This is a genomic window from Saccharospirillum alexandrii, assembly GCF_004000275.1.
In the GTDB taxonomy this organism is placed as follows: domain Bacteria; phylum Pseudomonadota; class Gammaproteobacteria; order Pseudomonadales; family Natronospirillaceae; genus Saccharospirillum; species Saccharospirillum alexandrii.
Map to the genome: position 1 here is coordinate 1,732,970 of NZ_RCIP01000001.1, position 12,927 is coordinate 1,745,896.

Genomic DNA, 12,927 nt, shown 5'->3' on the forward strand with positions numbered 1-12,927 from the left:
CTGTGTATCTCCCGTGTTTTGCCGGTTATCGGCCGAATATTGGCCGAAAAGAGGCCTGTTTACGCCCTATTTATAAAACCACAGCAAACGCCTTGCCATAACTGACCAGTTCATTAAGATGATCGTCAAATTCATGGTCTGGAGCGCGCGTGTCGCACCCCGAAGCTCACTGGCTGTTATCGCAGCGTTTTCGTGGTTATTACCCGGTTGTCATCGACGTCGAAACAGCAGGTTTCAATGCCCGCACCGATGCCTTGCTCGAAATTGCCGCCGTTACTCTGAAAATGGACTCAGAAGGCTGGCTGTCACCGGATAAAACCCTCTTTTTCAATGTTAAGCCGTTTGAAGGCGCCAATATGGAAAAGGCGGCGCTCGAATTCACCGGGATCGACCCGCATAACCCCCTGCGCGATGCCGTTGATGAAGCCGATGCCCTGAAGAGCATTTTCAAAATGGTGCGCCACGGCGTCAAGGACGAAGAGTGCAAGCGGGCCATTCTGGTCGGCCACAACGCGACCTTCGACCATTCGTTTTTGATGGCCGCGGTCGAACGCGCCGACATCAAGCGCAACCCCTTTCATCCGTTCTCAACCTTCGATACGTCGGCTCTGGGCGGCCTGGTCTACGGCCAGACCGTGCTCAAGAAAGCCTGCGAGGCTGCCGGCATTGAATTCAATGACCGCGAAGCCCACAGTGCCGAGTACGACACTCGCAAAACCGCCGAACTGTTTTGCGACATGGTCAACCGCTGGAAACAGCTTGGTGGCTGGCCTCTGGTGCCAGAAGTCGGGGAGTTTGAAACCCAGCAGGAATTTATGGACCGGCAGGAGCAAGGCGGATGAAATGCATGGCGGACTTGTGTGTCATCCCCATTGGCGAAGGCGTCTCGGTCGCTGATGAAATAGCCCAGTGCCAGCGCATTCTGCAACGCTTCCCGATCGAAATCCGAATGCATGCCTATGGCACCAACCTCTACGGCGACTGGGACGACGTCTTTGCCGCCATCAAGGCCTGCCACGCCGAGCTGCACGAGGGCGGCGTCACCCGCCTGTCATCCACCATCAAGGTCGGCACCCGAACTGATAAAGACCAGACCTTCGATGACAAAATCGGCTCGGTAAAAGACCGGCTGTCCTAACCCACTGGCCGGGCATCCAAACCCGGCCAGGGTTCCTCCCTACTCGTCTGTAGCCGACTCAGTTTTCTTCGAAGCCGCCTTGCGCTTGGCCTTGGGTCGGCCGTTGTGCCAGACAATCTTGCTCTTGTTGCGCGCCAGCTCGTCGAAGGCAAAGTCATCAACGGTCAGCATATCGAGCACATCGGCTTCATAAGCCACCATGAAGTTGAAGTCCGCTTCACTGATCAGTTCTGCCTTGAACGCTTCTTCAGCTCGCTGCTCCGGGTGCAATGCCGTTGCTGGTAACTGCCCCTTGGCATAAGCCTTGTTGACCAGCTTGTACAGCTCGGTTGCTCGGCCATTGTCTTTTAACAGGGCGTTGTAGCGCGCCAGCGGGTTATCCTGTTGGCCTTCCTCGTGCGTCTGCCAGGTGTCTTCAATCAGATGGCTGCGCAGGGGTGTATCGGTTGACACATCGCGGGCGATGCGTGCCACCAGCTTGTCGGATGGCATTGCCCAGCGCTTGCCCAGCGGCAGCACGACGGGACGCACAGCGATAGCGACCGGACGGTTCGGCAGGTTGTCGAGTATTTCGTCGATGGCGATTTCAGCACGGTGCAGCAAGAACTCACAGCTGTAGCGCATCAACGCCTCCTCACCGGCGACCTTGGTGCCCTCGTGCCATTCTTTAAGCACCATGGAGGTCATATAGAGGTTCGACAGCACATCCCCCAGCCGCGCCGAAAGCATTTCCCGCTGCTTCAGGCCACCACCAAGCGTGCCCATAGCTACATCGGCTAGCAGGCTGAAGGAGGCGCTGAACCGGTTGACCGCCCGGGCATAGCGACCGGCATCGCCATAAAACGGCGTCTCGCCAGTGGGGATGCCCAGGGCCGCTGTGAGTGAGCGCGCCACGTTACCGGCAGCCATGCCAATGTGGCCGAAAATGGCTTTATCGAAGGCCTTGATGTCGTTGCTGTCTTTCGCTTCCAGCTCTTTCAACACCCAGGGGTGGCAGCGAATCGCCCCCTGACCAAAGATCATCAGGCTGCGAGTCATGATGTTCGCGCCTTCAACCGTGATCGACACCGCCGTCGACGAGTAACCAATGCCCAGGTAGTTGCGCGGGCCCAGCGTTACGGTTTTACCGCCATGCACATCCATGGCGTCCGTCACCATCTGGCGCTGGAACTCGGTAAGCTGGCTTTTCAGAATGGCTGAAGGTACGGCCGGTTTTTCACCGCTGTCGATCATATTCGCCGTATGACGCACCGTGGCCCGTGCGATGTATGCCATCGAAGCGATACGCGCCAACGGCACCTGCACACCTTCCATCTCCGCAACGGGCACATTGAACTGGCGGCGAATGCGCGTAAAACCACCGGCCAGACCAACCATGTAGCGGCCCGAGCCGCTGGCACCGGAGGGCAGCGTAATGCAGCGCCCAACCGAGAGACACTCCACCAGCATACGCCAGCCCTGGCCGGCCATATCAGGGCCACCAATCAGCCAGTCCATCGGGATAAACACATCCTTGCCGATGATCGGGCCGTTCATAAAGGGGCTGCCAATGGGCGCATGACGACGGCCAATCTCCATGCCGTCGGTATCCCGAGGGATCAGCGCACAGGTAATGCCAATGTCGTCGGTATCGCCCAGCAGTTTATCGGGGTCGAACATCCGGAACGCCAGGCCGACCACAGTGGCGATTGGCGCCAGGGTGATCCAGCGTTTTTCGAAATTCAGCCGTACACCCAAAACTTCCTTACCCTCATGCATGCCTTTGCAGACGATGCCAGTATCGGGAATCGAGGTCGCATCCGACCCGGCGCGTGGGCCAGTCAAACCAAAGCAGGGGATTTCACGGCCATCGGCCAGGCGCGGCAAATAATGGTCTTTTTGTTCCTGTGTGCCGTATTTCAGCAGCAACTCGCCCGGGCCGAGGGAGTTGGGCACCCCAACCACCACCATCAGCGACTCGTTAACTGACAACTTTTGCAACACAGCCGATTGCGCCTTGGCCGAAAACCCAAGCCCGCCGTATTCCTTCGGGATGATCATCCCAAAAAACCCTTCTTTCTTCAGGTAATTCCAGGCATCGGCCGGTAGATCGGCGCGTTCGTTGGCAATGTCCCAGGCGTTGCACATGCCGGAGACCACACCGCACTGATGATCGACAAAGGCCTGCTCTTCATCGGTGAGGCCGTTGTTGCGGTTGTCCATCAGCACTCGCCAGTCGGGACGACCGGAAAACAATTCACCATCCCAGCCGACGGTACCGGCTTCCAGCGCCACCCGCTCGGTATCCGAGACCTTGGGTGCCACCTGCTTGAAAATAGAAAACAGCTTTGGCGTCAGCCAGCTGCTGCGCAGCGCCGGTAACCCGCCTATGGCCGTGCCCGCGGCCGCCAGAATCAACAGGGCACCCAACCAGGGGCTACTCCACATGAAGCCAAGGATGCCCACGATGGCAAAGCCGACCACCAGGGCCATGGCGCCCATTTCGCGGCGTAAAATCACAAGCTTGACGACCACCGCCAACGCCAGAATCAATAAATGGTTCATAATGATCTCCCGATCGGTAAAAAAACCGTGCCCTCACCCCAGACTCTACACCTTAAACCGCCTGGACGAGCCGATAATAAAACACATGTTTGAAACTTAGCGACTTGTTGATCAAGTTGCCAATCGAAAGCACCGCTTTCCGGGCTTTTTTGCCAGAGGGGAACGAATCTTTAATATAAAGGACGGGAAATGAAAAAACCGGGCAGAGCCCGGTAAAAAGGAGAGTATTGGGTAAAACAAGATCGATTAAGCGGAATGCTCACCGATAAAGGCTTTCAGTGCACTGGCCGGCTGAGCGCCGACACGGGTACCCACTGGCTTGCCATTTTCAAACATCATCAGGGTGGGCAGCCCGCGAACGCCGTATTTGGACAACACGTCCGGATGGGCATCGGCGTCGAGCTTCACTACGTTAACCTTGCCTTCGTATTCGCTGGCCAGGTCTTCAAGCACCGGCGCTATCATCTTACAGGGGCCACACCAGTCGGCGTAAAAGTCCACCAGCGTCAGACCCTGACCACCTTCAACATTGGCATTAAATTCGTCTGCATTCAGCAATTTCACATTCGACATTCTGTTTTCCCCTTCAGGGCAATGACTTTGATGACCCCATCATAAGTGCTTTAATTTTCGATACTAGACAGTATTTTTGAGCATCTTTATGCCATATTTGGAACAATCACCCTGGTAAGAGAATCCCACCATGGAACTGGATGGCCTGTCCCTCTTTGTCGATACCGTCAACGCCGGCAGTATCACCGCTGCGGCGGCCCGGCGCGGCATGCCCAAATCGACCCTCAGCCGTCAGTTGCGGCAGTTTGAAGAAAAGCTGGGCGTCACCCTGCTGGAGCGTTCCACCCGACGCATGGACCTGACCGAGGCCGGCCAGAGCCTGTACAACAACGCCGCCCCCTTTCTCGATGAACTGGCCGAGATTCAATCGTCCGTACTGGCCTACCAGCGCCAACCCAAGGGCACCCTATCGATCCAGATGCCTCAGGAACTGTTCACCACCCAAATGGGCGAACTGATCAGCGAATTCCTGCAACGCTACCCGGACATCAGCCTCAGCTGCACCCAATACAGCGGCCAATACCCCTCACCCTCGCCCGACCACGACCTCCAGTTCATCTTGCACGACGCCCCCCTGCCCGACAGCGACTGGATAGCACGCTCCCTGATGAGCATTCCCCAGGGTCTTTATATCGCCCCTCACTGCGCCGAAAAACGGCCAGCCACCCTGACTGAACTCGGCGAATGCCGCTGCATCCTGCAAACCGGTGAAACCCAGTGGGCATTTCGAACCGGCCAAACGCTCACCGTTCAACCCGTATTTGGCCGACTCGTGCTGAACAGCCCGGACATGCAACTGCAGGCTGCCGTACGCGGCCTCGGCATCGCCCGCCTGGCCCGTTACCAGGCCGAACCCGCCGTTCGGCGAGGCGCATTGATGGAGGTAACACTGGAAGGAAAACCGGTCGCTCAGCAACTGACTGTGGTCTACCGCAGCCGCCAGCTTCCTCTGAAAACCCAGCTGTTTCTGGACCATTTTCAGAATCATATTGGTCGGCTTTATAGTCTTTTATGAGGCCTAACTCCCCAGTGGCGTTTCATTCTGAAATCGCCAATGAAGTAAGCGGTGGTTGCCGGGGATGCTCCTGTGGGGTAGTCCGCAACAGGGACTAAAACGCCTGGAGCGTTTTAGCATGAGCGGAGCGAGCCCGGAGGGTGAATCCCATGGATGGGATTCATATCATGGGGCCTAGGCTCCACGGACGGATTTACGCCGACCCCACAGGAGCATCCGCGGTAGCCGACGCGGGCTACCACCACCAAGTCCAATTCAACAACTTGCCACGGAGCAAGCCAAAAAAAACCCGGCATAAGCCGGGTTCCCAGGTAACTCTATAGATCAGAGCTTGTCAGAGTTGGTACCCAGGTAGTTAGCAACGCCGTCGGGCGTGTTAACCATGCCTTCGTCGCCTTTCTGCCAGCCGGCCGGGCAAACATGACCGTTCTCTTCAAAGAACTGCAGTGCTTCAACCACGCGAACCAGCTCGTCGATGTTGCGGCCAATCGGCTCATCGTTCATGTGCTGGGCACGAACCACGCCCTGCTTGTCGATCACGAACGAGGCACGGAAGGCTACGCCCGGCGGGTAATAGCTGTCGCCGCCTTCAGACTCAACGCCATAGGCCTTGGTGATGCTGTGGTCCATATCGCCAACCATGGTGTAACGCACCGGGCCAATACCGCCTTCATTGACTGGCGTGTTGCGCCAGGCGTTGTGTGTGAAATGCGAGTCGATCGATACGGAAATGACTTCAACACCCATGTCTTTCAGCTTCTCAACACGCTTGTCCAGCGCGATCAGCTCTGAAGGACATACAAAGGTGAAGTCCAGCGGGTAAAAGAAAACCAGCGCATAGCGTCCTTCGATGGACTGGCTCAAGCTGAAGTTGTCAACGATTTCGCCGTTGCCTTTAACCGCCGGTGCGGTGAAATCAGGGGCCTTGCGACCCAGTAATACGCTCATGAAATCTCCTTGAGAAGGTTGATGGATACAGGGTTATGAAATAACAGGCGCCACTGCCCTGAGCCCGGACCGCCAGAAACAGCATGTCGCGGCGCCACAGTCTACCAAGTTAATGGTTACGCATTACAGTTCAGGGAGTGTTCGATTTGCGACACCGGCACACAGGCCCGGCCGCTCGACAATTGCCTTTGCGGGTATGATTAGGGCACAGCGGGCCATTTCAATGGCCCGCTGTGCCCTAGAGCCAAACTTAAACGCTTCTGAGCACCACCATGGGCGGCACCTTGATCACCCGCCGGGTCGAGACAACCCCGATCACACCGATGACCACGCCCCCGAGCACCGGGCCTGTTACCCAGAGCAAGGGATGCGGCGTCCAGCTCAGGTTCAGCATTTCCGTCTGGAAATAAGCCAGGGCAAGTTCCGCACCGAGCGCACCCAGCAAGCCCGCCAGCGCGCCAAGCGAGGCAAACTCGATCCAGAGACCGCCCCGCACCAGCGCAGCCCGGGCACCCAGGGTGCGCAGAATGGCGCTTTCGACCAGGCGCACATCAAGCGTCGCCTGAACACTGGCGAGTAGCACAATAAAACCGGCCACCAGTACCAGCCCCAGAATAAACTCAACGGCCACCGTCACCTGGCCAACAATGTCCTGGATCTGCCTGATGATGGCATCGACCTCAATCACGCTGACGGTCGGATGCTGGCGCAGCAGCTCGGCCAACAAGGGCTTCTGATCGGCATCCAGATAGAAGCTGGTAATGTAGGCCGCACCGGCACCGTCCAGAATGGGGCCACTGAATATCACATAGAAATTCGGTGCCAGGCTGTCCCATTGCACGGAGCGTATGCTCTTAACCGTGACGTTTACCTGCTGCCCTCCGATGGTGAACGTCAGCGCATCGCCCAGCCCAACCTCCAGCTGCTCGGCGAATTCCTGCTCTACCGAGATCAGATTGCGCTCGGCATCACCCGGCTCCCACCAGTCACCTTCTACGACGGCATTATCGTCTGCCAGAGTGTCGGACCAGGTAAGGTTCAGTTCGCGCCGGAAATCGTCACCACTGGGTTGCAACCGGTCCAGCCGGTCAGTGAGGGCTTCATCATTCACCTCGGTCAGCCGGCCCCTAATCATCGGATACAGCGGCTCGCGCTGTACGTCATTGGCATCCAGAATGCCCTGAAAGCCGTCGATTTCGTCTTCAAAGATATTGAACGCAAAATTATTGGGGGCGCCTTCCGGCAATTGCTGCTGCCACTCGCCGATCAGCGAAGAGCGCAGCAAGGTCAGAATGAACAACAGCATCAGCGCAATCGAAAACACCATGATCTGAAACGCATTCTGCCTACTGTGGCGCTGCAGGTTAGAAAGGCCAAGCCGCCAAGTCGTGCCCAGCCGACTGCCATAACGCCGCACCACCCGAATCAGTACAGCGGCCATCAACGAAACGCCCGCCAGGGCAATAAGCCCGCCGCCCAACAGAGCCGCGGTCAGCAGCACATCACCGCTGTAAAACCAGACCAGCCCAACCACCGCAACAGCGCCAATGGCCACCACCACGCGCTGGCTTAGGGTGCCGCCTTCGAGTTCCGAACGCAGCACCTTGGCCGGGGGGACCTGACGCAACACCCAAACCGGCGGAAACGCAAAAGCCATCAGGCAGACCAGACCGGTCAGCAGACCGATCCAGAGCGGGCGCCAGCCCGCTGGCTCAAGCTCCCGTGGCAGAAGGCCAGAGGCCAGTTCCAGAAAGGCCCAGTGCAGCACCCAGCCCACTACCAGGCCGGCGAACACGGTAATCACACCCAGAATCAGCAGATTACCGGCATACAACCGGGCAATGGCATTGGGGGTCAGCCCCAGAGTTTTAAGCAAGGCGACATGGCTCAACTGACGACTGGCGTAGCGCCGTGACGCCAGCGCCAGGGCTACCCCGGCCAGCATCACGCCGAGCGAGCCAGCCAGCAACAGAAAACTCTCGGCTCGGTCCAGCGCCGACGTCACCCCTTCGTTGGCGTCCCGAACATCGGCCCAGCGGTACTCCGGGCGCAAGCCGTCTTCAACCTGAGCCTTAAAGGGCTCCACATCCCCGCCGAGCAACAAGCGGTACCGGGCACGACTGCCCAGCTGCACGGCTCCGGTTTGTTCCACATCGGCCGTATTGATCATCACCCGGGGGTTAAAATCGAAAAAGGAGCCGGCTTCATCCGGTTCGGTGATCAGCGCTGCAGTAACCCGTAAATTGGCATCACCGACGCCGATGGTGTCGCCAATGTCGACACCCAACGACAGAAACAGCCGTGAAATAATCCAGGCCTCGCCGGGCGGCGGACCTGTCTGCACAGAACGCCCCTCGCCAAAAGGCTGGTCAGCGATCACTAACTCGCCCTTCAACGGATACTCGGGCGATACGGCCTTAACGGCACTCAGCTGCAACGCATCGTTGTTGCCAAACGACATGGCCTGAAAGGTGACAATATCTGCCGTCGCAAGCCCCGCAGACTCGGCTTGCTGCCGCAGTTCTGCAGAAATGGGAATGGCACTGCGGCTGCGAATCTGAGCATCAGCCGCCAGCAGCGAGCCCGCTTCGTCCTGAATGGAATTGCGGATACGGTCAGAAAACAGGCCAATGCTGGTGACCGTGGTAACCGCCACCATCAGCGCGGCGATCAGAATGTTCAGCTCACCACTGCGCCAGTCACGCCACAACAATTTGAGCGCCAGTGATCGCGCCGATCGGCTCTGGCTCGCACCCGATTCAAGTGCGTCGGATTTCACAGACAAGGTCATGCCAGCGCCACCTCACGCAGGGTGCCGTCTTCCATTTCCAACTGCCGGTCACAACGGGCCGCCAGTTTCGGATCGTGAGTGACCAGCACCAGGGTGGTACCGCTCTCACGGTTCAGGGAAAACAGCAGATCAGCCACTTTTTCACCGGTACGGCTGTCGAGATTACCGGTAGGTTCGTCGGCAAACAGGATAGGCGCCTCGCTGGCAAAGGCTCGCGCCACCGCCACCCGTTGCTGCTCCCCGCCACTCAATTGGAGTGGGTAATGCGTTGCCCGGCCCGCCAGGCCGACCCGTTCCAGCCACTGGGCGGCCCGAACCTGAGGTTCTTTCGCACCCTTTACTTCCAGCGGCAGCATGACGTTTTCGAGTGCGGTCAAACTCGGCAACAGTTGAAAATTCTGGAACACGAAACCCACTTGTTTGCCACGCAATAGGGCTCTCTGCTCTTCGTCCAGCGCCGTAATCTCGGTGCCTGCGAGGAAAACTTCGCCGCTACTGGGCCGGTCGAGACCCGCCAGCATACCGAGCAGGGTAGACTTGCCGGAACCCGATACGCCGACAATGGCAACGCTCTCGCCCGCGTAAATCGCCATGTCGATCCCCTTCAGGATGACCAGGGCCCCTTCCCCGCTGGTGACTTCCTGTTTAAGCTTTCGGGTCTCAATCATAATCGTGGACGTATCATTCATGCTGTTTGAGTCTCTTCTGAGTATTCAATGGTTACGCCATAAGGCGACTCGACTGCTGGCTCTGGCGGCGGTCAGTGTTCTGGCTACGGTTCAGGCAAATACCCTGCTGGTCATGGGAGACAGCCTCAGCGCCGGCTATGGCATGCCACCGGAAGCCACCTGGGTGACCCTGCTGGAGCAACAACTCAATCAGGGCGACGCAGACTATAGCGTCATCAATGCCAGCATCAGTGGTGAAACCTCCCGGGGCGGCCTGGAGCGCCTGCCCGCCCTGCTGGATCAGTATGAACCGGATATCATGATTCTGGAGCTCGGCGCCAACGATGGCCTGCGTGGCTTCCAGATTCCGCAAATCAGCCGCAACCTGAGCGAGATGATCGACATGGCCCAGCAATCCGGCGCCAGGGTCATCCTGTTAGGGATACGCTTGCCCCCCAACTTCGGTTCTCGCTACACCGAGCCCTTTTTTGAACAGTACGCCACCCTGGCTGACGAACACGAGGTGCTTTACCTGCCTTTTATGCTGGAAGGCGTGGCCCAGTACCGCGAGTTAATGCAGGAAGACGGCTTGCACCCTACCGATGAAGCCCAACCGATCATTCTGGATAATGTATGGCCGCTGGTGCAGGAAGCCCTGGGCCAGACGTCATCTTGACGTAAAGATTACAACTCAAGTTTCGGTGTTCGCATGGGAGACTAGCACTGGGTGCCGGGTATGCCTCTGTGGGGAAGTCCGCAGCAGGGACTAAAACGCCTGGAGCGTTTTAGCAGGAGCGGAGCGAGCCCGGAGGGTGAATCCCATGGATGGGATTCATATCATGCGGCCTAGGCTCCATGGACGGATTTACGCCGACCCCACAGAGGCATACCCGGTAGCCGGTGCGGGCCAACACCTCAGAGCTGAGCCGAACTCCGAAACTTGAGTTACGAGTGACGCTCAAGCGGCGAATTGTTCGGGAGGGCTACTTCGGTGTGATCAGTCAAGACAGCACTCGACCCCGCCATTCAAACGGCACAGCCCAGAGCTTTTGCTTCTCTTTCGGGTAGTTTGCCCACAATTGGGCGTAAGTCAGGTCAGAGCCCGGCATCCGGGTATCCGGGAGAATATCGGCCATGGGTTTTAGTACGAACGCATTACGCCCTGTTTCCCGGCGCGGCAACTCTATACCGTGGTGCTCTCCGACCAGGTCGCCGTAGGTCAGCACATCAATATCCAGGGTTCGCGGGCCAAACTTGGGGCCGTTGCGATAGCGACCATTGTCGTCCTCAATCTGCTTGAGGATCGGCCCGATGTCATCCAGCCCCAGTGTCGTTGTTATCAACACCACCGAATTCAGGAAATTACTGCCATCAAAGCCAACCGACTCACTTTCGTAGACCGGGGAACACACCAACGCCCCGAAGGCATCGCTCAGGGCATCAAGTGCGTGGGTGATGTGCTGATAGCGATTGATGTTGCTGCCGAGGCTCAGGGCAACCGGTACGGGCGAGGCGCTGCTCGGGCTTGAGGAGTGAGTCACGTTAAAAAGTCCGTCTGATTTGAATGCCTACTCCGGCACAGTCTGCCACGGCACCGCGTTTATTGATGCGCACCTGGATGTCCCGGATGCCGGCGAATTCGTAAATCAGGGTGCACAATCGCTCTGCAAAGGTTTCTATCAACTCAAATGATTGCTCAGCGGCCCAGGCGCGAATGTGCTTGCTCAGGGCGTCGTAATCGAGCGCCTTGGCCAGGTCGTCGCTGGTGCCGGCAGGCCGGCAATCGAACGCCAGCGTCAGATCGAGCCAGAGCGTCTGGCGAATGGTTCGCTCCCATTCATAGGCGCCAATCACCGTTTCAACCTGCAGGCCTTCAAGAAAAACCGTGTCCGATACCGGGTTTGCAACTGTCCTATTCTCAGCCATGCACAGCCTCCAGCTCATCCAGTGACCAGCGCGCCCGAATATCCAATGCCAGCGGACTGGTTTCGCCGGCCTTCAGCCGCTGCCAGCCCGCATAGGCGATCATGGCCCCGTTATCGGTACAAAACTCAAGGCGCGGGTAGTAAAGCTTGCACCGGCGCTCGGTCGCCATCGCCTCCAGCTTTTCACGCAGCCGCCGGTTGGCGCTGACGCCCCCGGCGATAACCAGCGACCGGTGCCCAGTCTCCTTGAGCGCGCGGCGGCATTTAATGGAGAGCGTATCAACCACGGCTTCCTGGAAGCCGGCGGCTATATCGGCCATTATCTGGGGTGGCACGGCTTCTTCAACTGCATGAGTCGCCACGGTGTTACGCACCGCCGTTTTCAGACCCGAGAAGCTGAAATCCATACCCGGCCGGTCGACCATGGGGCGTGGAAATTCGAACACACCCGGTGTGCCGCTATCCGCCAGCTTGCTGAGCAAGGGCCCGCCTGGGTAAGGCAAGCCCATCATTTTGGCGGTTTTGTCGAAGGCTTCTCCGGCAGCATCGTCCAGGGTTTCGCCCAGAATGCGGTATTCGCCAACGCCGCGTACATCCACCAGCAAGGTATGGCCACCGCTGACCAGCAGGGCAACAAACGGAAACGGCGGTGCATTGGGTTCCAGCATCGGCGCCAGCAGATGCCCTTCCATATGGTGCACACCCAGTGCGGGCACCTCCCAGGTCCATGCCAGCGACCGCGCGAGGGCGGCACCCACCATCAAGGCACCCACCAGACCAGGCCCTGAGGTATAGGCAACGCCGTCAACGGCCCCCATGGGCAAACCCGCCTGATCAAAGGTATGCCGAATCAGCGGCACCAGCTTGCGAATATGATCCCGCGAGGCCAGTTCAGGCACCACACCGCCAAATTCAGCGTGCATCTTCACCTGGCTGAACAGCGTATGAGCTAGCAAACCCTGTTCAGAATCGTACAGGGCGACGCCGGTCTCATCGCAAGAGGTTTCAATTCCCAGAACGCGCATTCGAACTCCCGATGAACGACGCTAGCGCGCTAATAAGCCATATCATCTACATTGACTGATATAGATGTGGACGGCGCCAGACAGGTCGTGACTGTTAGACTCAAGTTGCGGGGCTCGCCAAATCAGTAAGCGACGGGTACCTGGGGCACCCCCGTGGGGTAGTCCGCAACATGGATGTTGCGGTCTAGGCCCGAAACGTCGGACCGCCATGGATAGATCTACGCCGACCCCACGGGGGTGTCCCAGGTGGCCGGCGCGGGCCCCTGCCACCGAACCGACCCGAATTCCGGAACTTGAATG

Annotated in this window: 12 protein-coding genes; 4 read left to right on the forward strand and 8 right to left on the reverse strand. The window is 58.3% G+C overall.

Translation table 11 applies throughout. The features are described from left to right. Window positions 1–149 precede the first annotated feature (149 nt). Both rnt and EP166_RS07700 read left to right on the forward strand, forming a co-directional pair. On the forward strand, window positions 150–842 hold the full coding sequence (rnt, locus tag EP166_RS07695) for a ribonuclease T (RefSeq protein WP_127556168.1): 693 nt from the start codon (window positions 150–152) through the stop codon (window positions 840–842). Further along, the gene (locus tag EP166_RS07700) at window positions 839–1,138 is read left to right on the forward strand and encodes an MTH1187 family thiamine-binding protein (protein WP_127556169.1); all 300 of its coding nucleotides are present in this window, start codon (window positions 839–841) and stop codon (window positions 1,136–1,138) included. The genes rnt and EP166_RS07700 overlap by 4 nt, the downstream gene beginning before the upstream one ends. Window positions 1,139–1,177: 39 nt before the next feature. Here the strand turns inward: EP166_RS07700 and EP166_RS07705 are convergent, their stop codons facing one another. Further along, on the reverse strand, window positions 1,178–3,682 hold the full coding sequence (locus tag EP166_RS07705) for an acyl-CoA dehydrogenase (RefSeq protein ID WP_127556170.1): 2,505 nt from the start codon (window positions 3,680–3,682) through the stop codon (window positions 1,178–1,180). 246 nt (window positions 3,683–3,928) lie between these two features. Beyond that, window positions 3,929–4,255 carry a thioredoxin gene (gene trxA, locus EP166_RS07710; protein WP_127556171.1) on the reverse strand — a complete coding sequence of 109 codons (327 nt, stop codon included), beginning with the start codon at window positions 4,253–4,255 and terminating at the stop codon, window positions 3,929–3,931. Between the two features lie 130 nt (window positions 4,256–4,385). Here trxA and EP166_RS07715 point away from each other — a divergent pair, with 130 nt between their 5' ends. Next, complete coding sequence (locus EP166_RS07715) at window positions 4,386–5,270, forward strand: LysR family transcriptional regulator (RefSeq protein WP_127556172.1); 885 nt, start codon at window positions 4,386–4,388, stop codon at window positions 5,268–5,270. A gap of 324 nt (window positions 5,271–5,594) precedes the next feature. On the opposite strand, the gene EP166_RS07720 is transcribed toward EP166_RS07715, so the two are convergent. From EP166_RS07720 to EP166_RS07730, 3 genes are all read right to left on the reverse strand, one after another. Then, window positions 5,595–6,218 (reverse strand): peroxiredoxin, encoded by a 624-nt coding sequence (locus EP166_RS07720; protein WP_127556173.1) that lies wholly within the window; start codon window positions 6,216–6,218, stop codon window positions 5,595–5,597. Window positions 6,219–6,468: 250 nt separating this feature from the next. Further along, the gene (locus tag EP166_RS07725; protein ID WP_127556174.1) at window positions 6,469–9,009 is read right to left on the reverse strand and encodes an ABC transporter permease; all 2,541 of its coding nucleotides are present in this window, start codon (window positions 9,007–9,009) and stop codon (window positions 6,469–6,471) included. After that, window positions 9,006–9,698, reverse strand: a complete 693-nt coding sequence (locus EP166_RS07730) for an ABC transporter ATP-binding protein (protein ID WP_213677101.1) — start codon at window positions 9,696–9,698, stop codon at window positions 9,006–9,008. Before EP166_RS07730 ends, EP166_RS07725 begins: the two co-directional genes overlap by 4 nt. On the opposite strand from EP166_RS07730, the gene EP166_RS07735 reads away from it, so the two are divergent. Beyond that, window positions 9,697–10,353: an arylesterase gene (locus tag EP166_RS07735; protein ID WP_127556175.1), complete on the forward strand. Its 657-nt coding sequence runs from the start codon at window positions 9,697–9,699 to the stop codon at window positions 10,351–10,353. The genes EP166_RS07730 and EP166_RS07735 overlap by 2 nt on opposite strands. 325 nt (window positions 10,354–10,678) lie before the next feature. Here the strand turns inward: EP166_RS07735 and folK are convergent, their stop codons facing one another. From folK to tsaD, 3 genes are read right to left on the reverse strand one after another with little or no spacing between them, the layout of a single operon-like run. Beyond that, complete coding sequence (gene folK, locus EP166_RS07740) at window positions 10,679–11,218, reverse strand: 2-amino-4-hydroxy-6-hydroxymethyldihydropteridine diphosphokinase (protein ID WP_127556176.1); 540 nt, start codon at window positions 11,216–11,218, stop codon at window positions 10,679–10,681. Window position 11,219: 1 nt separating this feature from the next. Next, a complete protein-coding gene (gene folB / locus EP166_RS07745) occupies window positions 11,220–11,603 on the reverse strand; it encodes a dihydroneopterin aldolase (protein ID WP_127556177.1) in 384 nt (127 codons plus the stop codon). Then, window positions 11,596–12,627: a tRNA (adenosine(37)-N6)-threonylcarbamoyltransferase complex transferase subunit TsaD gene (gene tsaD, locus EP166_RS07750; protein ID WP_127556178.1), complete on the reverse strand. Its 1,032-nt coding sequence runs from the start codon at window positions 12,625–12,627 to the stop codon at window positions 11,596–11,598. The genes folB and tsaD overlap by 8 nt, the downstream gene beginning before the upstream one ends. Window positions 12,628–12,927: the final 300 nt, after the last annotated feature.